Source organism: Micromonospora sediminimaris, assembly GCF_016863575.1.
Classification (GTDB): domain Bacteria; phylum Actinomycetota; class Actinomycetes; order Mycobacteriales; family Micromonosporaceae; genus Micromonospora; species Micromonospora sediminimaris.
This window is the reverse complement of the sequence record NZ_BOPD01000052.1, coordinates 1-24,566: the sequence shown is the minus strand read 5'-3', so window position 1 is coordinate 24,566 and position 24,566 is coordinate 1. Positions and strand designations below refer to the sequence as shown.

Below are 24,566 nucleotides of genomic sequence, written 5' to 3'. Positions count from 1 at the left end.
AGTCTGCTACTCCTGCGGCACCGGCTCCCGCTGCTGCGACCGCCGCCGGTACGCGAGACCGAACAGCAGCGCCAGCACCAGCCCCGAGGCGACAAGTCCGCCGGCCAGCACCGTGCTCGACCGGTCGGCGCTGGCCGCCGCCGGAACGGTCGTGCCGCCGAAGCTGACAGTGCCATTGGCGCTGCGTTTGGTCCAGCCGCTGGCCAGGTCGAGCTTTGCCGACCACGGCCCGTCGGGCAGGCGGGAGTCCAGCGCGACGCGGACGGTGGTGCTGCCGCCCAGGGGCAGCGTCGCGGCCTCGACCCGGACCGGATCGGTGGACAGACCGCCCGGCCCGTCGGCGAGCCGGAGTTCGCCGGCCAGGTCGAGCGCCCGCTTCCCGGTGTTGCGCACGTCGGCGGTGACGATCGGCGTGCCGTCGGGCTCCCGCAGGCCGGTCAGCGGCCCGATCTCGAAGCCGGACGGCGGCTCCCCGCCTGGCCCCACCGACAGGTAGACCCGGATGCCGGCTCGACCCACGTTGCGGATCTGCTGGCCGTCCGTGCCCGAGATCTCGGCCCACACCACCGCGTACCGTTCACCGGCCTCGGCGGCGCGCGGCACCCGGATGGTGACAAGCGCCTCTGCCTCCTCACCCGCGGCCAGCGCCTCCTCTGCGGGCTCCACCCGGATCCAACTGCTCAACTCGTTCTCGGTCCGGTCCGGCGCGATGACGAAACCCTTCTTCGTCACCGCCGCCGCGGCGGCGTAGAGCGCGACCTTGCGCTGGACCTCCGAGGAGTTCTTGACCACGATGCGCCGCTTGATCGTGGTCCCGGGCTTGACGTGGTCGACAATGTACTTGTGCGCCCGGGAGTCGTCGCGGCGGTTCACCGGCGCGTCGAGCAGGCGCACCCCTACCGAGACGGGCGGGCCGCTGGGGCTCGGCGAGGCGCTGCCGCTCGGCTGCGGCGACCGGGAGCGGCCGTCCCGACGGTCGGCCGCCGGTCGGTCGACGACCTCGGGCGGAGCGGGTTCGGGGTGTGCCACCGCCCGGGACGCCGGCACCGCCCCGGCCGCGGTCGATGCCGGTGCCCCGGCAGTGACCAGGACGGTCACGGCCAGGGCGAGGGCGCTGACGCGGTCATGCCACCGAATGGGTGATCACCCCCGTGTAGGTGCCGCCGACCGCACCGCCCGGAATGGTGATCCGGATGTCCGGTGCCCAGGTCGCGGAGTTGTTGCCGGAGCCGGACGTCTTGGAGAAGGCGACCCTCGGCACGTTCAGCACGACCGCGTCGGCCTGGGTGGGCTGGCCTGGTTCGAAGGTGCCGGTACCGGTCGTCGAGATGGCGCCGCCGGACCAGTACTCGACCAGGTTCGGCAGGATGGTCTCCTCGGGAGTGCCGCCGCCGGTGGTGAAGGCGCTGCTGCTCACCGTGGCCGTCCAGGTGGCGGTCAGCGCCGACCGGCTGTCGGTGACCGTGACGTTGCCGAGTTCACCGGTGATGCTGGAGCCGGCGAAGGCGGCACGAGGTTCACCGCCGGTGGCACGGCGATGTCCAGGTTGGCGGTGGAGACCGTGAAGGTCACGATGGTGTCGCCGGACGGCGCGGCGGCGGCGGGTGCCGCCAGGGCCACCACGGTGGCCGCGGCGGCGGTCAGGGTAAGAAGTGGCTTCCTCATGCCGATGACGCTAAAGCGCACGGTTGGCACACAGCAGGATCTTTTGGACAAATAACCCATCAGGCGACAGAGCGGGTAATCGTGCCCGTGTAGGTGCCGGCAATGATCCCGTTCGGCACGACGATGCGCAGGCTCGGGTTCCAGGCGACGCGGTTGTTGCCATTGCCGGAGGTCTTCCGGAACGCCTCACGGGTCACGTTGAGGGCCACCACCTGCGCCTGGGTGAGCTGGCCCGGCACCAGCGTGCCGCCGCCGGTGCTCTGCACCGCCGGCCCCGACCAGTAGAAGACCGAGCCGTTGGAGATGGTCCGCTGCGCCCCACCCCCGCCGGTAATGAAGACGGTGGCGGAGACGGTGGCCACCCAGGTGTTCGGGTTGACCGGGCCACGGACATCCGTCACCTCGACCCGACCCATCGGCCCGGTAAGCACCCCACCGGTGAAGCCGGTACCAAGGTTGACCGTCGCCGGCACGGTGATGTCCACCCCTTCGGTCTTGGCCAACTGGAAGCTGCGCCCGACCGACGCGGCGGCCTCCGCCGGAGCGGCACCGACGAGAATCATGATCACGCCCAGCAGGGCTGCCAAGAGACGCACAGTGGGACTATAAGTAACTTATGTCCGTTTTGTCGAGCTGGCCGTGGGGCGTCGGTCGTCAGGTCGCGGCGATGATCAACGATTCGGCGGTGAGGTAGTACCGCTGGTCGTCAGCGTCGGGATCGACCGGCCGGCGCAGTCGCTCCACCACCACGAACCCGTCGGCCGCGTACGCGTCGCCCGGTGCCCACCCGGTGCCGTCGGAGCCGATGTCGAGCACGAAGCTGGACGATCGCGCACCGGTGGCCGGGTCCAGCGTGACGAGCTCGTTCGCCTCGGTCAGCACGTGCACCCGGCCGGGCTGTACGGCGATCACCCGACCGGGGCCGACCTCGACCCGCCAGCGTTCCTCACCACCGGGCACGGCCCGGCCGACGAGCACCCCGTCGACCACGTTCACCGCCGTCCCGTCGACAAGTTCGGTGGCCGAGCCGTCCAGAACCGGCGCCTGGACCGGCGCTGCCGAGCCGAGCAGCCAGCCCTGCGCGGACGCGTCCCCGGGGCCGGCGGTCCGCAGCGCGGCACAGCCGACGCCGTCGGGCTCGCAGCCGAGCAGCGTCGCCGTCAGCTCGTCACCGGCATCCGGCGGACGCCACCTGGTCGTCACCATGCCGGTTGCGGTGTCCCGAAACTCGATGGCCGCCGGTCCCTCACAGTCGTCCACGGTCAGCAGCCGGCCACCGGAGCCGCTGCCCACCGGCTCGCGGCAACCGGAACCCACAGCCGCCCGCCACAGTTGCCCGCCGTCCGCCAGATCGACCGCCCGGATTTCACCCTCGCCGGAGCTGACGACCACGTGGCGGCCATCGACGGTCCGGCTCACCGCAAGCCCGCTCGGCCGCCAGACGACGGCCGTGCCGGTGCGCCGCGCCACCCGCTCCGATGCCGGCTCCGGCCCGTCCGCCCGCCAGGCCAGCCGACCGGTACGCGCGTCGATCGCCACGAGCTGCCCGTCCGACCAGCGGCTCACCACAGTCGTCCCGCTCGCCACCACCGCGTCCAGACTCGCCGGCCAACGCCGGAAGGACCAGTACGGGGTGCGCCGGCTACGACTGTCGACGGGTTGGTCGGCGTAGACCTGCCGGGGCGCGGCGTACACCCGCAGCCGGCCGTCGACGATCAGCGGGGCAACCGGCAGGCGGCCGGTCACCCCGGGGGCCGGCGTGCTCCGCGCCGGGTAGTCGTCCCGGGCGGGGGTGCTCACCTCGGCCGGCGCCAGGACCCGGTACGCGATGACCCCGACCGTCGCGGCGACACCCACCGCCGCCACCGCCGCCACGAACCGCCGCCGACCCACCGCCCACCCCATGCCGCACCTCCGCACGGCACCCTACCCAGCCGCCTCCGGGCCCGCCCCCGAGCCGCCCCGCCAGCCCGCCCGCCCCCGGCTCGCCCGTCCCGATATGCGGCATGCCGCGGTCTCGCGGTGGGCGTGATGCCGCTGTTTGCCGCAACTCGCGATAGCCCCGCTCGGATCCGGGCGTAACGGAGGCGTGCGGGGCGCTGGGTCAGGCGACTTCGGCGTGCCGGGCGCCGGCTGCGGCGGCCAGGGCGGCGATGTCCTGCCGCAGCACCTTTTCCGCTGCTCGGACCGCCAACCCGCCGAGCAGCAGTGCGAGCGCCCGGCCAGTCGTCGCGGCCGGCTGAGCCCACACCGTCACCGTCACCGAGGCGTGGCGACGCCCACGACGGTGCACGTCCCGTAGCGTCCAGGTGATCCGGTAGTCGACGCCGTCACCGGGCGAGCCGAGGACCAGCCGTCGAGGCGGCTCGGCGGCCAACACGACGAACTCCTCGGCCACCGTGCCGCCGCCCGGTCGCGTCCGGATCTCCCGCCAACTCGTACCCGGGCCGAACGCTCCGGGCGTCAGCAGTTGCACAGGCCGATCACCGCCCCTCGGCCGGGACAGGTCGGTGAGCACCCGCCACAGATCGACTGCGGATGCCGCGACCAACCCGTTCACCGCAACTGTCGACATGCCACCTCCCGTGGCACCGACGGTACGCGGCGTGATCGTGGTGCGGGGTCCCCGAGCGGAGAATCCCCGCCGGAGACCCCCGGCGGGCATCAGCCGACGAATCGACCGTCCCGGATCGCGTCGACGAATGCGGTCCAGCCCGGCGGGCTCACCACGAGCACCGGTCCGGCCTGGTCCTTTGAGTCGCGGATGCCCACCACACCGTGGACTGCGGCCAGATTGTCGGCCACCTCCACACAGAGGCCCTGGTCGTTGGAACGGCTGCTGGTACGCCAGACCGCGTCCACGAGAACGTGCATCGTCGTCATCTCCCTCGGTTTCGACGTTCCGCCAGCCGAGACCGGGCCGACCGGAAAGGGGGCACCGGCCGGCCCGGCGCGGCATGGCGACGGAATTCCGAGGCGATCAACGAAGACGGTGACGGTCCTTGATCGCACCCGCTGTGCGATCAAGGTCAGCTGTCGGGTTCAGGTCAGTTCGACGGCAGGACGGTGCCCGTGACCTCGCCCAACATGAGGGTGGTGCCGTCCGGCCCGGGTGCGGTGGCGGTGATCGTCACCGTGTCACCGTCGGCCAGGAAGGTGCGTTCCGTCCCGCCCACGGTGACCGGTTCGGTGCCGCCCCAGCTGAGTTCCAGGAACGAGCCGACCTGGTCGCGCCGAGGGCCCGAGACGGTGCCGGAGGCGTACAGGTCGCCGGTACGCAGCGAGGCGCCGTTGACGGTCAGGTGTGCCAACTGCTGGGCCGGCGTCCAGTACATGCCGGCGAAGGGCGGCTCGCTTACCGGCTCTCCGTTCCAGAGCACCCGCAACCGCAGGTCCAGCCCCAGGTGCGGCTCGTCGCGCAGGTAGTCGGCCACCGGCGGATCCTGCTCTGGACCGGCGACGAACGCGTCGCGCAGCGCGTCGAGCGGAGTGACCCAGGCGGCCACCGACGTGGCGAACGACTTGCCGAGGAACGGCCCGAGCGGTTGGTACTCCCATGCCTGGATGTCCCGCGCCGACCAGTCGTTGACCAGCACCACACCGAAGACGTGGTCGGCGAAGTCAGCGGCAGCCACCGGGCGGCCGAGCGGGCTCGGTACGCCGACCACGAAGCCGACCTCGGCCTCGATGTCCAGGCGCGCCGACGGGCCGAACGTCGGCCCGTCGGAGCTGGGCCGCTGCCCCTGCGGACGTACCACCGGGGTGCCGGAGACCACCACCGTCCCGGCACGGCCGTGATAGCCGATCGGCAGGTGTTTCCAGTTCGGCAGCAGCGGCGGCTGCCCCGGGCGGAAGATCAGGCCGACGTTCGAGGCGTGGTGTTCCGAGGAGTAGAAGTCGACGTAGTCGGCCACCTCGAAGGGCAACTCCATGCGTACCTCGTCGACGGGCACCAGCAGCGGCTCCACCGCCGCCCGGTGCGTCGGGTCGGTGAGCAGCTCGGTGATCCGGTCCCGCACCGCGGTCCACTGCGGGCGTCCCAGTGCCAGGAACGCGTTGAGCGTGGGCCGGCACAGCGCGCCGCCGGCCAGCACCAGGTCCGCGGCCTCCGCGCCGGCCAGGTCCAGGACGAAATCTCCGACGCGTACGCCGATGCGCGGCTCGTCGCCGCCCACCCGGAACACGCCGTACGGCAGGTGGTGCACCCCGTACCCGGAACCCGCCGCACCCGGCACCCAGCTCGCTGGCTGACTCTCGCTCATGCCTCAAAGCCTCCGTCCACCAGCCCGAGCCGGATCAAATCGGTGAGGGGTTCCACGATGCTGCACGAGCCGAACCCCACCCACAGCGGGCGCGCCGCATCGGGCCGGCCGTCGACAGCCTGCACCAGCGGGCGCTCGTCGCGCACGGTGAGCAACTCGGCGACGGCACCGATGGTCGCGCCGTCAGCGGCGGCCAGGGTCGCGGCGAGCACGTTGCCGAACCCGTGGTGGGTGAAGCCGGTCTCGGGGTCCACGTGCCGGACCGCGTGGTGCAGCCCGGCGGTCAATTTGAACGGCAGGCCCCGGTCCCGGCAGGCGCAGACCACCGCGGCCAACTCGGCCGGGGTCGGGAAGAGTTCGGCGGCCAGCCCGCCGGTACGGAACTTGGCGGCGACCGGCACCCCCCGGGCGCGCGAGTCGGCGAGCGCGTCCAGGGCACCCATCAGCCCGAAGGTGAGCGGGATCTCCGCGTAGACGGGGACGCCGTCCAACCGCTCGGCGAGTTTCACCAGCTCGGTCAGTCCTGGTTGCGGGTCCTCTCCCCGCCGCGCGACGGGCACCTCGACCTGTCGTGCGGTCACCCCGAGCGGGGGTAGGAACGACAGCGCGAACGGCAGCCGGTCGAGACCGGTGTCACCGATCAGCCCGATGGCGAAGCCTTCCTCGGGATCGACGAGACCGCTCAGCTCGCCCGCCGTGATCGCCGAGGCGGGCAGCAGCAGCGGGCCGACCAGGTCGGCGTACCACGCGACGCGGTGCCGCCGGTGGGCCTGCACGGCGTCGGGCAGCGACGCGCTGCCCGGCGGGAAGACTGCGGCGTCATCGACCAGGCCGGCGACAAGAGTGGGCAGCTGCGTTGACACGAGACAAGAATGTACGGGACGCTTCATTGAGCGGACAACAGCGTTCGAATATCGGACGCGGGCGGACCGGGAGGGCGAGATGCCGTACTACCGCAGCATCGGCGAGCTGCCACGCAAGCGCCACACCCAGTTCCGGCAGCCGGACGGCAGCCTCTACACCGAGGAGCTGATGGGCCAGGAGGGCTTCTCCTCCGACTCGTCCCTGCTCTACCACAGGTACGCCCCGACCGCGATCGTCGCCGCCGAGGAGTTCACCCCGCCGGCCGTCACCCGGGTGCCGAACCTGCCGCTCAAGCCCCGGCACCTGCGTACCCACAAGCTCGACGGGACCGGCGCGGACCCGGTCCTCGGCCGGCGGTACCTGCTCGCCAACGACGACGTGCGGATCGCCTACGTGCTGGCCGACCGCCCCTCCCCGCTGTTCCGCGACGCCACCGGCGACCACTGCCTCTACGTGGAGGCGGGCACCCTGCGGGTCGAGTCGACGTTCGGCGTGCTCGACGCGGTACCCGGCGACTACGTGATCATCCCGACCTCGACGGTGCACCGCCTGGTGCCCACCGGAGACACCCCGACCCGGCTGCTCGCCGTGGAGGCGTCCGGGCACATCGGCCCACCCAAGCGCTACCTCTCCGTACGCGGACAGTTCCTGGAACACTCGCCGTACTGCGAACGCGACGTCCGGGGGCCGGACACCCCGTTGCTCGTCGACGGCACCGACGTCGAGGTGCTGGTCCGCCACCGGCGCGGATGGACCCGCCACGTCTACGCCAACCACCCGTTCGACGTGGTCGGGTGGGACGGGCACCTCTATCCGTGGGCGTTCTCCATCCACGACTTCGAGCCGATCACGGGCCGGATCCACCAGCCGCCACCTGTGCACCAGACCTTCGCCGGCCCGAACTTCGTGATCTGCTCCTTCGTGCCCCGCAAGGTCGACTACCACCCGGATGCCATTCCGGTGCCGTACCACCACCACAACGTCGACTCCGACGAGATGCTCTTCTACACCGGCGGCAACTACGAGGCGCGGCGTGGCTCCGGCATCGAGCAGGGTTCCATCTCGCTGCACCCGTCCGGCTTCACGCACGGACCGCAGCCCGGCGCGGCGGAACGCGCCATCGGAGTGGACTTCTTCGACGAGCTGGCGGTCATGGTCGACACCTTCCGCCCACTCGACCTCTGCGACGCGGCGGCCGAGTGCGAGGACGACGGGTACGCCTGGACCTGGGCCCGCCGCCCCTAGGGACGGTCAGGCCACCGGCCGGCCGACGATCGCCAACCGGGCCGCGGTGGCGATCGCGATGGCCAGGACCAGCGGCCACGGGGTGCCGAACAGGGCGTAGAGCAGGATCAGCACGGGTGCCGCGGCGGCGGCGTACACGGCCAGGGCGAGTGGACGGTCGGTACGCCGCAGCACGGGCAGGATGGTGCGGGTCAGCCCGGGCAGCCGGGCCGCGTGCTGCCAGAGCACGATGCCGCCGCCAGCAGCCGCCGCCACCGCCAGCAGCCGGGAGAAGCCGGAGCCGGTCGCGGTCGAACAGGCGACCACGACGGCGGCAACCACCGACCAGCCGGCACCCCAGAGCACGAACCGCCGCAGTGCCGCCGGCACCGGCTGGCGTGCGACGACCGGGCCGACGCCGTGCTGTCCCGGCCTGGCTTCACCACGCCAACCCGGTTCCGGGCCTCCGGCGGGCACCGGCCCATCGGCGGGTACCGCACCGCCCTGCGCCGGCCAACTCGGACGTTGCTCCGAACCGTCGACGGGACGGCTGGCGTCGGCGTGGCCCAGAGCCGGCGGGTCCGACTCGTCCTGGGCGGCAGCCGGCCGGTCCTGATCATCGATCTCGTCCGGGCGGGTCGACTCGTCCAGCATCTCGTCGGCACGGCGCGGATCGGTCGGCGGCAGGTTCGCCACCGCCGCTTCGGCCAGTCGCGCCAGCGCGGCGCTCCACCGGCGCTGCTCCAGCCGCAGTACCCCGACGTCGTCGCCGGTCTCCGCCAGGCGTGGGTCCAGCCGCAGCGCCTCCCGGTAGGCCCGCTCCGCCAGGTCGTACATCCGCATGTTGGCCGCGACCAGACCCAGCACCAGGTGGCCCTGCGGCTCATCGGGGGCCAGTTCCACCCCGCGCCAGGCGGCGTTCAACGCCGGCTGGCCGTTGCGGGAGCCAGCCAGGATCGCCGCGGCGCTGCGCTGGGCGTACGCGTCCTCCGGGCCCAGGGCCAGGATCTCGTCGGCGGTACCGGCGGCCTCGGCGTACCGTTCGAGGTCACCGAGGGCCAGTCCACGGGCGACGAGCGGGGGCACCTGTCCCGGCGCGGCGGCCACTGCGGCCTGGGCGGCGGCGAGCGCCTCGGCCGGCCGGCCGGCGGCCAGGTGCACCCGGGCCAGCATTGTCGACACGCTGGCGGCGGCCGGGTCGAGGGCCAGGGCGAAGCCGAGTTCGGCCACGGCCTCGTCGTAGCGGCCCAGCTCGGCCAGGAGCGTGGCGCGTTCGAGGTAGCCGTCGGCGGCGGGCGGATCGGTGGGGACGTCGGCGGACATCGCGGCGAGCCTAGGCGCTCGGCTGCTCGTACACCAGGGCGACCGCGATCCCCGCGAGCCCCTCCCCGCGCCCGGTGAAGCCCAGGCCGTCGGTGGTGGCGGCGGAAACGGTGACCGCCGCCCCGACGGCCTCCGACAGCACCCGCTGGGCCTCGTCCCGACGTGGGCCGATCTTCGGCCGCACCCCGACCACCTGCACGGACACGTTGCCGATGGCGAAGCCGGCGGAGCGTACCCGGCGGGCCGTCTCGGTGAGCAGCGCCACCCCGCTGGCCCCGGCCCACTCGGGCTGTCCCACCCCGAAGTTGGCCCCGAGATCACCGAGACCGGCGGCGGAGAGCAGCGCGTTGCAGGCGGCGTGGGCGGCCACGTCCGCATCCGAGTGCCCGGCCAGGCCGTCCTGCTCCGGCCAGTACAGACCGGCCACCCAGCAGGGCCGACCGGCCTCGAAGGCGTGCACGTCGGTCCCGATGGCCACCCGAGGAACGATCATGATCCGAGGGTACGCGCTACCGTCCGCTCGCCAGCAGATGCTCGGCCAGCGCCAGGTCGAACGGCCTGGTGATCTTCAGAGCGTGCTCCGAACCGGGCACGCAGTGCACCGGCACGCCCAGTTTCTCCACCAGCCCGGCGTCGTCGGTGAGGGCGTCGGCGGCAGCGGCGTGGGCGGCCGCCAGCACCGCCCGGCGGAATCCCTGGGGGGTCTGCACGGCGCGCAACGCAGCCCGGTCGACGGTGCCGAGCACCTTCTCGTCCGCGTCGACCTCCTTGATCGTGTCGACGACCGGCAGCACCGGGATCACCGCGTCATGGCCCGCCCGGACCGCCGCCGCCACCGATTCCACGAGCGCGGGCGGGGTGAGTGCGCGAGCCGCGTCGTGCACCAGGACGATCCCGGGACCGGCGGGTACCGCGGCGAGCGCGGCGGCCACCGAGGCCTGCCGTTCCGCACCACCGGGAACCACGGTCACCGGGGCGATCGGTGCGAGCAGTTCACCCACGGCCGCCACCTCCGCGACCGGTGCGGCCACCACGATGCTGTGCACGGAGGGGGCTTCGGCCAACCGACGAACCGCGTGCACCAGCAGCGGCTCACCGGCCAGCAGCCGAAGTGCCTTCGGTCGACCGGGCCCGAGGCGTACGCCGGCACCGGCCGCAGGCACGAGGACCGCGACGTCACCGCACGGATTGAGCTGCGCGGTCACGTCGCGGTCCTCGACGGTTTGTTCGCTACGAATCGGGTACGACGATGCGGTGCGGACTAGGCCTCCGTCAGCACCTTGTCGAGCAGCGTCTCCGCCTCGTCCTTGGTGCTCTTCTCGGCCAGCGCGACCTCGCCGACCAGAATGTCGCGAGCCTTGGCGAGCATGCGCTTCTCGCCCGCGGACAGCCCCCGCTCCCGCTCGCGACGCCACAGGTCACGGACGACCTCGGCCACCTTCAGCGGGTTACCGGAAGCCAGCTTCTCCAAATTCGCCTTGTAACGCCGCGACCAGTTGGTCGGCTCCTCGGTGTGCGGAGCCCGGAGAACGTCGAAGACCTTGCCGAGGCCCTCTTCGCCAACCACCTCGCGCACACCCACGATCTCGGCGTTCTCGGCCGGTACCCGGACCGTCAGGTCACCCTGCGCGACCCTCAGGACGAGGTACTGCTTGGGCTCGCCCTTGATGACCCGAGTCTCGATTGCCTCGATGAGTGCGGCCCCGTGGTGGGGGTAAACAACGGTCTCGCCGACACTGAAAACCATAGGTTCGAAACCCCTTTCGCTGTGTCTAGGGTAACACGCTCAGGCACCGATGTCTCACCGCTGTCCTGACCGTTGGCGCAGCTCAGGGGCCCTGTGAGAGGTATTTCTTCGGCTTGACAGACCATCCAGACGATGATTCGAACACGTTGAGTAACCTTGGGATGACCCCCGGACACCACTGCCATGGACGTGGAGATCCGGGAGAACAAGCGCCGAGGCCCTGCAACACACCCACTGGAGATCAAGGGCTACGCACCCGTTCCATGATATCCCGCCGCAGTCCGACGCGGGCAGCGGTAGCGGTACCCGGCCTGGTGCGGGACGCTTGAGGGGTGCCGCGTCCGCACACCCGTGAGGTTCCAGGGGGTTGTAATGGGCAAGGCTGACGCCGATGGTCCCGGGCTGCCCGACCTGCCGCCGGAATGGGGCCGCGTGGTCGTCCCGGACGACATCGCTGCCCTGGCCGACGAGGCTGAACAGATCCGCCGGGAGCTGCGACGGACGGCGGCGGACCAGCGCCGCTGGCGTCCACCTGCCGCACCGGTGATCGTGCTGATCGTCGCGGTCCTGACCACCCTCGCCGGCCTGGCCGCCGTCACCTGGCCCAGGGCCAGCCGGACCGGGCCGGGCGCGACTACGCCCGACCCGACACCGGCGCAGCTGACCGGTCGCCCCCTGCCCGCGCTCGACCTGGTCGACGGCGGGCAGTCGCCGGTGCCGCTGCGCGGGCTGCTGCCGGTGGTGGTGCTGCTGGTGGACGGATGCGCCTGCCCGGAGCAGGTGGCCGCGGCGGCGACGGCGGCACCGGCCGGGGTGACCGTGGTCAGCGTGGCCGCCGCTCGGCCACGGGCAGCGCCGCCGGGAGTTCGCGCGCTCGCCGACCCGGCCGGCGGCCTGCGTGCCTTCCTGCACCTGCCGGCCAGTCAGGACGGCGTGACCGCCCTGCTCGCCGACCGCACCGGCCGGATCACGCTTGTGGTACCCGAGGTCACCTCGATCGCAGACCACCACGCCGAACTGTCCCGGCTGGCGAATTGACCCGCCCGATACGCAGACCACCCGGATCGCTCAGCTCAAGGCGATCAACCGGGCCTCGATCTGGACCGGCTCCGACCCGGCTGGCGAGAACGACAACCGGGCCGCGGCACCAATGCCGGTGAGCTCCATCATGACCTGCCCGCCGTCGCAACCCACCGTCATCGGGGCTGCTGACCGGGCACCGGCGACGGCTACCAGCAACTCGCCCGGGCCGGTGCAGCGCAGGCGCAACAGGTGCCGCTCGCCCCGCTCCATCCGGGTCTGCCGGACGACCGCCGCACCGGAACCGAGCCTCGCCGACTCGGTCCAGACCAGCTCGGTCCCGCCCACGTACCAGCCGCTCGGCGCGGCGGAACCCGTGGCCGGGCGCTCCGCGGGCCCGTCGTCCGCCCCGGCCACCGCGCCGGTGCGCGCGTCGACCAGGACGGAGGAGGTGGCATTCGGAAGCTCGGAAACCGTGCCACCGGTGACCGGGTTCCCCCGCCAGTATGTGACGGCTGACGGGAGGCCCACGCCGGGCTGCGCCTCCTGTGCCGCTACCCGCCACCACCAGCCGCCGAGGGTCAGCGCCGCCACCGCGACGGCGGCCAACAGGGCCCCGCGTAGCCGATGGATGGCATCGACGTCCATACCTGAAGGGTAGCTCTGTTGGATGGTCAGGCGCTTCGTTCCAGCAGGGCGGCGTAGAGGGTCAGCCCTGGCCCAAACGCCAGCATCACCACCCGGCGTGGTGCCGGTGCCGACCGGAACAGGCGGTCGAGGATCAACAACACCGTCGGCGAGGAACAGTTGCCGTGGTCGTTGAGCGTCTCCCGGGACGCCGCCAACGCCTCCGGCGCCAGCCCCAACTCACGCTCCACCACGTTGAGGATGCGTGGACCGCCCGGGTGCACGGCCCAGCCGTCCACCTCCGACCGGCGGGTGCCGTGCCGGGCCAGCACCTCGTCCACCAGCCCTCGGACGTGCGCCGACAGCACCTGTGGCACCTTCGGCGACAGTCCCATCCGGAAACCGGTGTCGGTCACCTCCCAGGTCATGTGGTCGGCGGTGGAGGTGTCGGTCACCGAGGCGACCTCGCGTACGGCGTACCCCCGCCCGCCGGGAACGACCGCCGCGGCGACGGCGGCGTCGGAGAAGAGCGCGTGGGAGACGATCTGCTGGGTGTCCATCCGGGCCGAGGAGGGTTGCAGGTGCAGGCTGGTCAGCTCGGCACAGAGCAGCAGCGCGGGACGCCCCCGCGCGGTGACGAAGTCACCCACCGCGCCCAGCCCCGGCAGCGCCGCATAGCAGCCCATGTGACCGACGAACATCCGCTGGGTCGTCGCGGCCATGCCCAGATCCCGGGCGAGCAGGATGTCCAGCCCCGGGGTCGCGTACCCGGTGCACGAGCACACCACGAATAGTCCGACGTCACGGGCGTCCAGCCCGGCGGCGGTCAACGCCCGGCCGACCGCCTCCTTACCCAGCGGCAACGCCTCGACCTGGTAACGGAGCATCCGTCGCTCGGTCGGCCAGTCGGAGACGTCCTCAAGCAACGGGTTGACCGCTGCCTGCCGCCGGGTCACGCCGGAGTGCGCGAATATCCGCTCGGCCAGCGCGCGGGTGGAGCCGGAGAAGTGCTGGGAGAAGAACTTCTCCCACAACTCCTGCTGGTCAGCCGAGGGCGGATGGGCCGTGCCCAGGCCCGCGATCACCGGTACGGACACGGTCCCACCTTCCTCTCGCAAGCTCATGTCTGACGCTCGCCAGTCCCGCCCCCGGTCACGACCGCAGGGCCGACAGGCTCATTCCCTCACGCTCACCAACGAGGACTCGATCCGTCACGGTCCGGGTCACCGCCGAGTGTGGCGATGCCGAGCCAGTCGGCACAGACGTCGGAGGTAGCCGGGTGCAGCGACCCGCAACGAGCATCGCGGTACAGGCGTTCCAGCGGATGGCCCCGTCGGGTGGCGGAGGTGCCGGCCGCCTCCAGCATGGAGGCTGCCACGTCCGCCGCGGTCGTACCGGCCAACAGCTTCGCCCGCCACACCCACCTGTTGGTCTCCTCGTCGCCCGGCGCCTCGTCCACCCGTCGGGCAGCCTCGGCGACCGCCAGCTCCGCCGCCGCCACCGCGGCGTCGGCGCGACCCAGCCGGGCGCGTACCGCCGGCAGCCCGGCGAGGTTCCGGGCGTTCAGGTGTTCCGCGGCCGCGTCGATCGCCGCCCGGGCCACCCCCACGTAGACGGCCGCGTAGCTGGCCACCAGCCAGTGCGGCATGAGCTGGGCCACCACCAGGGCCAGCCCTTCGACCCCGCCGAGCAGCCGGTCGGTCCCGACGGTCACGTCGAGGTGCAGGTCGTGCGAGGCGGTGGCGCGCATGCCGAGGGCGTCCCACGTCGGCTCGACGGTCAGGCCCTCGCCGGCCGGTACCAGGAACTGCGAGACCACCGACGGGTCGGCGGCGCTGCGGGCCGCCACCAGGTAACCGTCGGCGTGACCGGCACCGGAACAGAAGGTCTTGCTGCCCTTGATCCGCCAGCCGCCGTCGACAGGTTCGTAGACCGTGGCGAGCTGGGACAGCCGGGCACCCGCGCCCCGCTCGCTCATCGCGACCGCGTACCACGCCCCGTCGGCCGCCGCCCGCAACAGGCGGTCGCGGGCAGCCAGTGCCTCCGCCGGTACGCCGAGCGCCTCGGCCAGTTCCTCGGTGACCGCGCCGAGCGCCCCGGTGACCGAGGCGTGCATGTTGAACACCAGCGCGGTGGCGCCGTTGCCCCGGGCCAGTTCGGTGGCGACAGCCGCGTACGCCGCGAAGGTGGCCCCGGCGCCACCCAGCTCGGCGGGAACCATCAGCCCGAACAGTCCCGCCTCTCGCAGGTCGGTGAAGTCGTCGACCGGAAACGAGCCGTCCCGGTCGTGGGCGGCGGCCCGCGCCGCCAGCCGGGGCGCCAGCCGCCGGGCCGCCGACGCCGCTCCACTGCGCTCGGTCATGGATGGAACCCCCTCTTCGGCCATTGCCATACCCTCACCTGGATCAGCTATCCACCGCGCACCCCATGGCCCTGGTAGAGCACAGCCCTCGACCCGGTCGGCACGATGCGCGGTGCCTGAGCGGGCGGCGTCGGGGCACCCGTGGCCTGCCGGAGCAGCCACCGCAGTAGCCCCGGCACCCCTGGCCGGACACCACGGACCCGCAGGTCGACGCCGTGTCGGGCGCACTCGGCGACCAGCTCGCGATCGTCCACGAACAACCGAGGATCGTGGATGCCACGCGGCACGGTGGGCAGACGTTCGGCGACTCGGACCGCGACCAGCCGGGCCAACGCGGTGTCGTTGAGGGTGTCCAGCACCAGCAGGCCACCGGGCCGCAGCAGGCGACACGCCTCGGCCACCGCCGCCCGCCAGTCCGGGACGTGCTCCAGCAACTCGCCGGCGGCGACCACGTCGGCGCAGCCGTCCACGAGCGGTACCGCCGTGGCGTCGCCGTTGACCGCCGTCACGCCGTGCGCCGCCGCGTGCGCCAGTGCCGAGCGGGTGAGGTCCACCCCCACATGTCGGTAGCCCTTCCCGGCCAGGTGGGGGGCGAGCAGCCCCGCCCCGCAGCCCAGGTCGACCAGGAGCGCGCCCGGTCGCGTCGCCGGGGGCACCAGCGCGGCCCGCGCCCGGGCCAGCCAGTGCAGCATGGCGAAGACGCCGTCTGGCCGCCACCACTCGTCCGCCAGGTCGTCGTACTGGCGCGGATCGTTGCGGGGCAGCACGCGGCCGGCGTCACGCATGGCAACGAGCGTGGCACGACTCCCCGGTAACGACCAGACTTCCGTTATGTCGTCGACGGTGTTAGGGCTGGTCAGAGCGAGCCATCCGGAACCGACCGCGGCGGTCACCACAGTGGCCGGTCTGCTCGCCGTCGGTGTCGGGCATCCACCCGGCGGCGTGGTCGCGGTGGTGCTCACCGTGGCTGCCAGCCAGTTCACCGTCGGGTGGACCAACGACCTGCTCGACGCGGACCGGGACGCCGCGGTCGGACGTACCGACAAGCCGTTGGCCGCCGGCGCGCTCGGCCGGCGTACCGTCGCGGTGGCCGCCGCCGTGGCCGCCATCGCGACCGTGGCGCTGGCCCTGACCACCAACCCGACGGCGGCGATCTGCGCCACCGTCGCTCTGGTCTCGGCGTTGCTCTACGACTGGCCGCTGAAGTCCACCCCGATCTCGGTGCTGCCGTACGCGATCTCCTTCGGCGCGCTGCCCGCCTTCGTGGTGCTGGCACTGCCCGACGCTCCGCCGCCCCCGGTCTGGCTGGTGGTCGCGGCGGCGTTGCTCGGCGCGGGGGCCCATTTCGCAAACGTGCTGCCCGACTTCGTCGACGACGCCCGGACCGGGGTCCGTGGGCTGCCGCACCGGCTCGGTGCGACGGGCAGCCGGGCGGCGGCCGTCGGGCTGCTGATCGCGGCGACCGTCACGCTGGTGCTCGGGCCGCCCGGGCCGCCGACGGGCGTGGGTCTCGCGGCGGTCGGCGCCACCATCGTGATCTTCATCGTGGCCTGGTACGCGGGCCGGGCCGGGAACACCGCCGGAGCCCGGCCGGTGGCCGCCTTCCGGGCGGTGCTCCTGGTCGCCCTGATCGACGTCGCCCTGCTGGTCACGAACGGTCGGCTCGGCTGAGTCTCCCCCCGGCAGGTGGTCGCACCGGGTCGGCGTGCGGGCCACGATCAGCTCCAACTACCCTGGAGCCCGGTCTGCGCGGGCATGGCCAGCGGTTCCGGCGGGTAGGCCGGGTGTGATCGTGACGAGGAGGACCGACGTGAGGCGCTCGATCAGGGGTTCCCGGCGGGCTGCCGTGCTGCTGCCCGGGATCGCGGCGGCAGCCGGGCTGCTGCTGTCCGGATGCGGCGCCGGCCAGATCTCCGAGACGGCCAACAAGGTGCCGTCGGTCCAGGGCGCCAACCTCGCGGCCGGCGACGGGAAGTACGCCGTACGCGGTGCCCTGGTCGCCTATCCCGGTGTCGAGGGCTACCAGGCCGGCGACAACGCCCTGCTCAACGTCGTCCTCTACAACGACTCGGCGGACCCGGTGACGGTGACGGTCACCTCGTCGGACGCCCGCGAGGTGGTGCTCACCTCGGTCGCCGCCGCGACCAGCCCATCACCCACCGCGTCCCCGTCGCCGACCGCGTCCCCGTCAGCGGAGCAGTCCCCGGAGGGCTCTCCCTCACCGGACAACTCCGCTTCGCCGGACAACTCGCCCTCGCCGGACGAATCTCCGTCGCCCAGCCCGACCGAATCGCCCTCGACCGGGCCGGCCCGGATCGAGATCCCCCCGCTGAGCTACGTGCAGCTCAACACCGAGGGTGAGCAGGTGCTTCAGCTCGTCGGGCTGAACGAGGCCCTGCTCGCCGGCCAGAACGTCACGCTGACCTTCGACTTCGGCGGCGAGACGGTCACCAGCCCCGCACCGATCGCCGTGCCGCTTACCCCCGCGCCCGAGCCGTCGCCGATCATCGAGCGGCACACCGGGTACGAGGGCGAAGGCGGCCACTGAGCCGACCGACCGGCGTCGCGTACCGCGACCGGAACCGGTCCAGGGTGATTTCCGAGGGCGTCGTCGACGTGGTGCAGCCATGCCGACGGCGCCCTCGTCGTACCCGGGGGTTAGCGTCGGTCGGGTGAGCATCTCCCGATCGACCCCGTCCCGGGCGAGCACCGGCTCGCGCGGTCGCGCCGCCGCTCGCGAGCCGCGGCCCGCGTACGAGTGCGATGCCTGCGGACACCAGCCACCGAAGTGGGTGGGCCGCTGTCCCGAGTGCGGCGAGTGGGGCTCCGTGGTCGAATGCACGATCACCGGCCCGACCGTCTCGGGTCGGGTGGTGAGTTCCCGGATGCCCGCCGAGCCCGCCCGGCCCATCGCCACCATCAGCGCGGCACCGGCCCGGGCCCGGCCCACCGGGGTCGGTGAGCTGGACCGCGTCCTCGGTGGCGGCCTGGTCCCCGGTGCCGTGGTGCTGCTCGCCGGTGAGCCGGGGGTGGGCAAGTCGACTCTGCTGCTCGACGTCGCCCAGCAGTGGGCCGCCGGAGCAGGCAGCCCGTCGCTTGTGGTGAGCGGTGAGGAGTCGGTCAGCCAGGTGCGGCTGCGGGCGGAGCGCATGGGCACCCTGCACGACCAGCTCTTCCTGGCCGCCGAGAGTGACCTCGCGGCGGTGCTCGGCCATCTGGACGCGGTCAAGCCCGGCCTGCTCGTGCTCGACTCGGTACAGACCATCTCGACCACCGGCACCGAAGGCGTGCCCGGCGGGGTGACCCAGGTCCGGGCGGTCACCGCCGCCCTGGTCGCGGTCGCCAAGGAACGCGGGGTCGCCACCGTGCTGGTCGGCCACGTCACCAAGGACGGCCAGGTCGCGGGTCCTCGGGTGCTTGAGCATCTGGTCGACGTGGTGCTGCACTTCGAGGGTGACAAGCACTCGTCGCTGCGGATGGTGCGCGGGGTCAAGAACCGGTTCGGCGCCGCCGACGAGGTCGGCTGCTTCGAGATGCACGAGGGCGGCATCAGCAGCCTCGCCGACCCCTCCGGGCTGTTCCTGACCCGTTACTCCGAGCCGGTTCCGGGCACCTGTGTGACGGTGGCGATGGAGGGCCGCCGGGCGTTGCTCACCGAGGTGCAGGCCCTGATCGGTGCCACCGTGGCCGGGTCGCCCCGGCGTACCGTCTCCGGGCTGGACTCCGCCCGGCTGGCGATGGTGCTGGCGGTGCTCCAACGCCGGACCGAACGGCTCACTCTGCACGACCGGGAGGTCTTCGCGGCCACCGTGGGCGGCATCCGGGTGGTGGAGCCCGCAGCCGACCTCGCGGTCGCCCTCGCCGTCGCCTCCGGAGGGCTCAACCTGGCGATCGCCCCGCACCTGGTGGCGATCGGCGAGGTCGGCCTCACCGGCGAGGTGCGCCGGGTGGGCGCGGTGCCGCGCCGGTTGGCCGAGGCCGCCCGGCTCGGCTTCCGGCTGGCTCTCGTGCCGCCCGGTTGCGGGCCCACCAGCGCCGGTGCCGGTCCGGAGCAGATGCGCGTGATCGAGGTCACCGACGTCCGCTCGGCGTTGCAGGCCGCCGCGCGGGCGTCGGCGGAATGAGCCGCCGACGGGTCGGGTCGGGCAGGGCGGGCGGAATCGTGACACATCACAGTAACCGCGAGAGCACCCACCGCACGGCAGTCCGTAGACTGTGCCCGTGCCGATCGACCGCGATACCACCAAGCCAGCCGGCGCGACGCCCCACGCCCGCACCGCTGCCGTGGGCTCGCCCGCCCGACCCATCAGCGTGAGCGTGACCGGGGGCGGCGTCGTCGGCGACCCGCTGCGCGCCAACCTTGCCCTGATGGCGCCGGGCACCGCACTACGTGACGGGTTGGAGCGGATCCTGCGGGGTCGGACGGGCGCGCTGATCGTCCTGGGCTACGACAAGGTGGTCGAAGGGCTCTGCACGGGTGGCTTTCCGCTGGACGTCGAGTTCTCCGCGACCCGGGTCCGGGAGCTGTGCAAGATGGACGGCGCGGTGGTGCTCTCCAGCGACGGCACCCGGATCGTCCGGGCGGCGGTTCACCTGATGCCCGATCCGACGATCCCGACCGAGGAGTCCGGCACCCGGCACCGCACCGCGGAGCGGGTGGCCCGGCAGACCGGATACCCGGTCATCTCGGTCAGCCAGTCCATGCGCATCATCAGCCTCTACGTCAACGGTCAGCGGCACGTGCTGGACGACTCGGCGGCGATTCTCTCCCGTGCGAACCAGGCGCTGGCCACCTTGGAGCGGTACAAACTCCGCCTCGACGAGGTCTCCGGCACCCTGTCCGCCCTGGAGATCGAGGATCTGGTCACCGTACGCGACGCGGTGGCCGTGGTGCAGCGCTTGGAGATGGTCCGGCGGATCGCCGACGAGATCGCCGGCTACGTGGTCGAGTTGGGCACCGACGGGCGGTTGCTCGCCCTTCAGCTGGACGAGTTGATGGCCGGCGTCGACGCTGACCGCACCCTGGTCATTCGGGACTACCTACCCACCGGTCGCAAGTCCCGGACCCTCGACGAGGCGCTTGTCGAGCTGGATCTGCTCAGCGCCACCGAGCTGATCGATCTGGTCTCGGTCGCCAAGGCGATCGGCTACCCGGCCGCCTCGGACGCGTTGGACGCGGCGGTCAGCCCGCGCGGCTTCCGGCTGCTGGCGAAGGTGCCCCGCCTTCCGGTGGCCGTGGTCGACCGGCTGGTGTTGCACTTCGGCAGCCTGCAACGGCTGCTCGGTGCGACGGTGGAGGACCTGCAAGCGGTCGACGGCGTCGGTGACGCCCGGGCCCGGGGCGTACGCGAGGGGCTGTCGCGGCTCGCCGAAGCGTCCATCCTGGAACGCTACGTGTAAGCCTGCGTCGAAGTCCTCGGTCGTCCCGCGGCTCGGCCGGCGGTCCGGCCGAGCGACCGAGCGACCGAGCGCCGACTACTTGAGGACCAGCTTCGCGGGTTGGCTCAGCTTGGTGCCCACCCGGGCGAAGACCTGGTACGTCCCGGCCGGCACGGCCGGTCCGTTGGCCACACCGTCGGCGCACCGGCTGCTGTCCCTGCCGTTCCAGTTGACCTGGTAGGAGCGTTCGAAGCCGGGGGTGAAGGACTGCACGTCCGACCCGGCGGCCGTGCCACAGGTGTCCGAGGACCAGACCACCTCGGCCCCGGCCTTGATGTACAACTCCTGGGCGGTCGCGCCGACGTCTCGGCTGCACGTCCGGTCGGACCGGTTACGGATCTTCAGGTTCAGGTCGACGTGGGCACCCGAGGCGGCCTGCGCCGGCAGCGCCACGGCGGTCACCGAAAGTTCGGTGTCCGCACAGTTGCCTTCGTCCACGACCGGATCGACCGCCGGCGGGTCGTTGCTGAGGCTCGGCTCGTTCTCCGGGGCGGACGGCTCGGCACCGTCCCCGGGATCGGCGGGGTCGGCACCGGCGTCACCGGACGGCGGCGCACCGGTCTGCGGCGTCAGCACCGACCCGGTCGGATCCGGCGTGCCGGTCGCCACGCCCGAGTCGGGTTGGCCGTTGCCGGTCGCGTCGTTGCCTCCGGTGGGCCCGTTACACGAATAGAACAGGACAATCAGGAAGAGCAGCACCGCACCGAGCACGACGGCGCGACGCCGCCAGTACACGGTGGGAGGCAGGGGGCCGACCGTCAGACGCATGATGCCCCCACCGTAGCGGCGGCGCGTGCGGCGGACGTCAGCGACGCGCCGTGACTCCCCCGTCCCATCGGATCCGACCCTCCATTCACGACGGTACGCACCGACGGCAGTCACTCAGCGCGACCGTCCGGCTCGACTCAGAGGTAGACCTTCCGCTGGTAGATCGCGTGCGCGCCGGCCACCCGGTCCAGAAAGAGCAGGCCAGCGCAGTGGTCGATCTCGTGTTGCAGGGCACGCGCCTCGAAACCGTCAGTAACCAGGCGTACGGTTTCACCGCTGCCGGGCAGCGCCCCTTCCACCACCAGCCGGCTCGCGCGCTTCACGTCGCCGGTCAGGTCCGGCACCGACATGCAACCTTCCCGACCTGCCTTCCACCTGGTGGCTTCGACGACCCGGGCGTTGCAGAGCACGAAGACGCCGTGCCCGGTGACCGTCTTCGGATGCCCGGTGACGTCCACCGCGAAGAGTTGGGCGCTCACCCCGACCTGCGGGGCGGCCAGGCCCACGCAGCCGGGCGAGACCCGCATGGTGGCGATCAGGTCGGCGGCCAGCTGCACCGTCTCGTCGGCGGTCGGGTCGACCTCCTCTCCCGGCCGGCTGAGCACCGGGTCCGGGGCGGAGACCACCGGGATGACCCGCCCAGCGCCAAGTGTCTCGGGTGCCCAGTCGCCGAGACCCACGTACGCGTCGGCCTGCGGGTCCGGGTTCGACACGTCCGGCGCGCCGCTCACAGCAGATCCGGTTCGGCGGGCCGGAGGGTCACCTCGACGCCGAGACCGGCGGCTGCCTCCGCGAGCCGGCCGCCGAGCGCGTCGGCGGTGCCGGGGGGCAGTTCCACCTCGGCCACCACCACGTAGAGCGTCCCCGCCAAACGGGTGCTCAGGTCGGTGACGTTGCCGCCGGCCTCGGCCAGCACCCGGGTCATCGCGGCCACGATGCCCATCCGGTCGGCCCCGTGCACCGCCATCACGTACGGTTCGCCGGCCGGTGCCGTCTCGCCGTCAGGCGTCACCGCGCGTACTGTCGCCAGCAGTTGGCCGTCGGCGGCCAGCGGCGCCAACGCGGTCTCGACCTCGGCGGCGGCCGGGCCGACACAGATCAGGGTCATCGCGAAGTGTCCCCGCAGGCGGGTCATGGTGCTGTCGGTGAGGTTGGCGCCGAGCCGGGCGAGCACCTCGGCGACGTCAGCCACGATGCCGGGCCGGTCCCGGCCGATGACGGTGATCGCAAGCTCGTTCATCCGGGCATTCTGCCCGACCGGCAGCCGCCGCCGGCGTCGGCCCGCCGACCGTCCGAACGGCGGGATCGGCGTGCGTGACATCATCGGCGACGCGATGACAGAACCCACATTCGCCGGCCGGGTGAGCCGGTGGTACGAGCAGCACGCGCGGGACCTGCCGTGGCGCCGGCCCGAGACGAGCCCCTGGGCGATCCTGGTCAGCGAGGTCATGCTTCAGCAGACCCCGGTCGTCCGGGTGGTACCGGCCTGGCAGGCGTGGCTGGAGCGCTGGCCCACGCCGGCCGCCCTGGCCGGGTCCAGCCCGGCCGAGGCGATCCGCATGTGGGGACGGCTCGGCTATCCCCGTCGAGCGGTCCGGCTGCACGAGTGCGCGGTGGCCATCGTGGAGCGGCACGGCGGTGTGGTGCCGGACCGGTTGGAGCAACTGCTCGCCCTGCCCGGCGTCGGTACGTACACCGCCCGGGCGGTCGCTGCCTTCGCGTACGGCCAGCGTCACCCGGTGGTCGACACGAACGTACGTCGGGTGGTGTGCCGGGCGGTGGCCGGCGAACCGGATGCCGGCCCGACCACCCGCCCCGCCGATCTGGTCGCCACCGAGGAGCTGCTGCCCGCCGAACCGGCTGCGGCGGCCCTGGCCAGCGCCGCAATCATGGAGTTGGGGGCGGTCGTCTGCACCGCCCGGTCGCCTCGCTGCGAGGCGTGCCCCGTCGAGTCGACCTGCGCCTGGCGGGCCTCGGGACGCCCCGCTCCAGCCGGTCCGACCCGCCGCCCGCAACGGTACGCGGGCACCGACCGCCAGGTACGCGGACTGCTGCTCGGAGTCCTCCGGGAGGCTACCGGCCCAGTGCCGCATCAACGCCTGGACCAGGTGTGGGCGGACGACGTGCAGCGCGCTCGGGCACTCGCCGGCCTGGTCGACGACGGTCTGGTCGAGCCGGTCGGTGAGACGTCGTTCCGGTTGATCGGCGACGGCCCTCCGGCACCGGTGGCCGGTTGAGAACGTGTTCGAGGGCCGGCCCCGATCGGGGCCGGCCCTCGGCATCTGTCGGTTGGATCAGGCGGAATAGCCCCGGCTGGCGATCCAGTCGGCCAGCGCGTCGGTGCTGATCCAGTACTCGGCCCGGGCGGCGTCTGCCGAGTCGGCGATCTTCATCTGGTCGCCGCCGTCGCGGTAACCGGTCACCGCGATGTAGTGCCCACCATCGAAGGTGTGGCTGCCCCCGTCGAGGTCGGTCGCGGTGCCCACGACGTTGGCCACCACGCCCCGGCCGCTGTCGACGGCACGGACGACGTCTTCCCGTAGCCGATCGGTCTCCGCTCGGTCGGCGGCCTGGCCCGGGATCTCCACCGTGCGGTAGACATCCTCACCGGCCTTCCGGTTGAGGGCCTCGGTGATCAGGAAGGCCGAGTCGGTGCCCCGCTCGGTGGTGCCCATCTCGCGGGCCAGGTCATCCTGGGAGACGTCCTTGTTGAGGATGCTCAGGGTGTTACGGACCGCTGCCGGACCGCAGTAGTAGAAGTTCGGCTGGGCCTCGTAGCGCACCTTCAACTGCCGCTCACCCTTGCCGTGCCCCCGCTCGGTCACGGCGGCCAGCGGATCGGAGCTCGGCGGGGCAGCGGTCGCGCTCACCGGGCCGGCGATCATCCCACCGGCGCAGACGGCACCGGCGGCGGTCAGGGCAGCCTTGCGGATCGAACTAGTCATGATCGTTTGCCTTCCGTCTCGGGGGATCGACACGACACCAGGAGATGGGAGGTTGCGAGTACCGCGTCGGATGGAGGCGGCGCGGTGCGCCTGCTCCGGGTCTGCAACGACCTCGTCGGGCCCGGCATTTCCGGGTCGGGCCGGCCGGGGTGGCCGTCGCGGTTACTCCCGGTACAACGACTCCCAGGAGCGGTCCATGCCCCGGCAAACCGTGACCACCGTCACGACAAAGAACCACAAAGCGGACATCCGGCTACGGGGGTGACTTACGCCTTGACCCACACGAACGGCGGCGGCCCGGTGGCATTCGCCACCGGGCC

27 protein-coding genes and 1 pseudogene are annotated in these 24,566 nt (G+C 72.5%); 7 read left to right on the top strand and 21 right to left on the bottom strand.

Annotated elements, in window-relative coordinates; genetic code table 11:
• Positions 1–6: 6 nt before the first annotated feature.
• From Vse01_RS28200 to Vse01_RS28165, 9 genes are all read right to left on the bottom strand, one after another.
• Positions 7–1,098, bottom strand: a complete 1,092-nt coding sequence (locus Vse01_RS28200; RefSeq protein WP_198413169.1) for a hypothetical protein — start codon at positions 1,096–1,098, stop codon at positions 7–9.
• 25 nt (positions 1,099–1,123) lie between these two features.
• Positions 1,124–1,417 (bottom strand): hypothetical protein, encoded by a 294-nt coding sequence (locus Vse01_RS29540; protein WP_232511187.1) that lies wholly within the window; start codon positions 1,415–1,417, stop codon positions 1,124–1,126.
• Between the two features lie 20 nt (positions 1,418–1,437).
• Positions 1,438–1,665: a hypothetical protein gene (locus Vse01_RS29535; protein WP_232511186.1), complete on the bottom strand. Its 228-nt coding sequence runs from the start codon at positions 1,663–1,665 to the stop codon at positions 1,438–1,440.
• A gap of 59 nt (positions 1,666–1,724) precedes the next feature.
• Entirely contained in the window at positions 1,725–2,261 is a 537-nt protein-coding gene (locus Vse01_RS28190) for a WxL domain-containing protein (RefSeq protein WP_232511185.1), read from the bottom strand.
• A 58-nt stretch (positions 2,262–2,319) separates the two neighbouring features.
• Entirely contained in the window at positions 2,320–3,570 is a 1,251-nt protein-coding gene (locus Vse01_RS28185; RefSeq protein ID WP_093403286.1) for an outer membrane protein assembly factor BamB family protein, read from the bottom strand.
• 199 nt (positions 3,571–3,769) lie between these two features.
• A complete protein-coding gene (locus Vse01_RS28180; protein ID WP_093403284.1) occupies positions 3,770–4,240 on the bottom strand; it encodes an SRPBCC family protein in 471 nt (156 codons plus the stop codon).
• An 89-nt stretch (positions 4,241–4,329) separates the two neighbouring features.
• Positions 4,330–4,539: a DUF397 domain-containing protein gene (locus Vse01_RS28175; protein WP_093403670.1), complete on the bottom strand. Its 210-nt coding sequence runs from the start codon at positions 4,537–4,539 to the stop codon at positions 4,330–4,332.
• Between the two features lie 173 nt (positions 4,540–4,712).
• Positions 4,713–5,927, bottom strand: a complete 1,215-nt coding sequence (gene fahA / locus Vse01_RS28170) for a fumarylacetoacetase (protein ID WP_093403283.1) — start codon at positions 5,925–5,927, stop codon at positions 4,713–4,715.
• Positions 5,924–6,790 (bottom strand): hypothetical protein, encoded by an 867-nt coding sequence (locus Vse01_RS28165; RefSeq protein ID WP_093403281.1) that lies wholly within the window; start codon positions 6,788–6,790, stop codon positions 5,924–5,926. Before Vse01_RS28165 ends, fahA begins: the two co-directional genes overlap by 4 nt.
• A 79-nt stretch (positions 6,791–6,869) precedes the next feature.
• Here Vse01_RS28165 and Vse01_RS28160 point away from each other — a divergent pair, with 79 nt between their 5' ends.
• A complete protein-coding gene (locus Vse01_RS28160) occupies positions 6,870–8,036 on the top strand; it encodes a homogentisate 1,2-dioxygenase (RefSeq protein ID WP_093403280.1) in 1,167 nt (388 codons plus the stop codon).
• A gap of 675 nt (positions 8,037–8,711) precedes the next feature.
• Here Vse01_RS28160 and Vse01_RS29905 read toward each other — a convergent pair.
• The 4 genes and pseudogenes from Vse01_RS29905 to Vse01_RS28140 form a co-directional block, all read right to left on the bottom strand.
• Positions 8,712–9,338, bottom strand: a pseudogene (locus Vse01_RS29905) (tetratricopeptide repeat protein); the annotation flags it as partial.
• Positions 9,339–9,348: 10 nt separating this feature from the next.
• Positions 9,349–9,834 (bottom strand): 2-C-methyl-D-erythritol 2,4-cyclodiphosphate synthase, encoded by a 486-nt coding sequence (gene ispF, locus Vse01_RS28150; RefSeq protein ID WP_093403277.1) that lies wholly within the window; start codon positions 9,832–9,834, stop codon positions 9,349–9,351.
• Positions 9,835–9,847: 13 nt separating this feature from the next.
• The gene (gene ispD, locus Vse01_RS28145; RefSeq protein ID WP_093403275.1) at positions 9,848–10,543 is read right to left on the bottom strand and encodes a 2-C-methyl-D-erythritol 4-phosphate cytidylyltransferase; all 696 of its coding nucleotides are present in this window, start codon (positions 10,541–10,543) and stop codon (positions 9,848–9,850) included.
• A 56-nt stretch (positions 10,544–10,599) separates the two neighbouring features.
• Complete coding sequence (locus Vse01_RS28140; RefSeq protein WP_007073334.1) at positions 10,600–11,085, bottom strand: CarD family transcriptional regulator; 486 nt, start codon at positions 11,083–11,085, stop codon at positions 10,600–10,602.
• A gap of 372 nt (positions 11,086–11,457) precedes the next feature.
• Between Vse01_RS28140 and Vse01_RS28135 the strand changes: the two genes are divergently transcribed.
• Complete coding sequence (locus tag Vse01_RS28135; protein WP_093403274.1) at positions 11,458–12,123, top strand: hypothetical protein; 666 nt, start codon at positions 11,458–11,460, stop codon at positions 12,121–12,123.
• Between the two features lie 30 nt (positions 12,124–12,153).
• On the opposite strand, the gene Vse01_RS28130 is transcribed toward Vse01_RS28135, so the two are convergent.
• The 4 genes from Vse01_RS28130 to Vse01_RS28115 form a co-directional block, all read right to left on the bottom strand.
• The gene (locus Vse01_RS28130) at positions 12,154–12,753 is read right to left on the bottom strand and encodes a hypothetical protein (protein ID WP_093403272.1); all 600 of its coding nucleotides are present in this window, start codon (positions 12,751–12,753) and stop codon (positions 12,154–12,156) included.
• Positions 12,754–12,779: 26 nt separating this feature from the next.
• On the bottom strand, positions 12,780–13,856 hold the full coding sequence (locus Vse01_RS28125; RefSeq protein ID WP_093403270.1) for a type III polyketide synthase: 1,077 nt from the start codon (positions 13,854–13,856) through the stop codon (positions 12,780–12,782).
• A gap of 65 nt (positions 13,857–13,921) precedes the next feature.
• Complete coding sequence (locus Vse01_RS28120; protein ID WP_093403269.1) at positions 13,922–15,094, bottom strand: acyl-CoA dehydrogenase family protein; 1,173 nt, start codon at positions 15,092–15,094, stop codon at positions 13,922–13,924.
• Between the two features lie 47 nt (positions 15,095–15,141).
• The gene (locus Vse01_RS28115; protein ID WP_093403267.1) at positions 15,142–15,879 is read right to left on the bottom strand and encodes a methyltransferase domain-containing protein; all 738 of its coding nucleotides are present in this window, start codon (positions 15,877–15,879) and stop codon (positions 15,142–15,144) included.
• Positions 15,880–15,925: 46 nt separating this feature from the next.
• On the opposite strand from Vse01_RS28115, the gene Vse01_RS28110 reads away from it, so the two are divergent.
• The 4 genes from Vse01_RS28110 to disA all read left to right on the top strand — a co-directional run bounded on the left by Vse01_RS28110 (position 15,926) and on the right by disA (position 20,494).
• The gene (locus tag Vse01_RS28110) at positions 15,926–16,765 is read left to right on the top strand and encodes a UbiA family prenyltransferase (protein WP_093403265.1); all 840 of its coding nucleotides are present in this window, start codon (positions 15,926–15,928) and stop codon (positions 16,763–16,765) included.
• A gap of 139 nt (positions 16,766–16,904) precedes the next feature.
• Complete coding sequence (locus Vse01_RS28105) at positions 16,905–17,642, top strand: hypothetical protein (RefSeq protein WP_093403264.1); 738 nt, start codon at positions 16,905–16,907, stop codon at positions 17,640–17,642.
• A 79-nt stretch (positions 17,643–17,721) separates the two neighbouring features.
• Complete coding sequence (gene radA / locus Vse01_RS28100) at positions 17,722–19,218, top strand: DNA repair protein RadA (protein WP_373870733.1); 1,497 nt, start codon at positions 17,722–17,724, stop codon at positions 19,216–19,218.
• A 97-nt stretch (positions 19,219–19,315) separates the two neighbouring features.
• A complete protein-coding gene (gene disA, locus Vse01_RS28095; protein WP_093403667.1) occupies positions 19,316–20,494 on the top strand; it encodes a DNA integrity scanning diadenylate cyclase DisA in 1,179 nt (392 codons plus the stop codon).
• A 75-nt stretch (positions 20,495–20,569) separates the two neighbouring features.
• On the opposite strand, the gene Vse01_RS28090 is transcribed toward disA, so the two are convergent.
• The 3 genes from Vse01_RS28090 to Vse01_RS28080 all read right to left on the bottom strand — a co-directional run bounded on the left by Vse01_RS28090 (position 20,570) and on the right by Vse01_RS28080 (position 22,541).
• Entirely contained in the window at positions 20,570–21,301 is a 732-nt protein-coding gene (locus Vse01_RS28090; RefSeq protein WP_093403262.1) for a hypothetical protein, read from the bottom strand.
• Between the two features lie 137 nt (positions 21,302–21,438).
• A complete protein-coding gene (locus Vse01_RS28085; RefSeq protein ID WP_232511183.1) occupies positions 21,439–22,032 on the bottom strand; it encodes a peptide deformylase in 594 nt (197 codons plus the stop codon).
• The gene (locus Vse01_RS28080) at positions 22,029–22,541 is read right to left on the bottom strand and encodes a glycine cleavage system transcriptional repressor (RefSeq protein ID WP_093403260.1); all 513 of its coding nucleotides are present in this window, start codon (positions 22,539–22,541) and stop codon (positions 22,029–22,031) included. The genes Vse01_RS28085 and Vse01_RS28080 overlap by 4 nt, the downstream gene beginning before the upstream one ends.
• A 94-nt stretch (positions 22,542–22,635) precedes the next feature.
• Here Vse01_RS28080 and Vse01_RS28075 point away from each other — a divergent pair, with 94 nt between their 5' ends.
• Positions 22,636–23,538 (top strand): iron-sulfur binding domain-containing protein, encoded by a 903-nt coding sequence (locus Vse01_RS28075; protein WP_093403664.1) that lies wholly within the window; start codon positions 22,636–22,638, stop codon positions 23,536–23,538.
• 57 nt (positions 23,539–23,595) lie between these two features.
• Here the strand turns inward: Vse01_RS28075 and Vse01_RS28070 are convergent, their stop codons facing one another.
• Complete coding sequence (locus Vse01_RS28070; RefSeq protein ID WP_093403663.1) at positions 23,596–24,249, bottom strand: C39 family peptidase; 654 nt, start codon at positions 24,247–24,249, stop codon at positions 23,596–23,598.
• Positions 24,250–24,566: the final 317 nt, after the last annotated feature.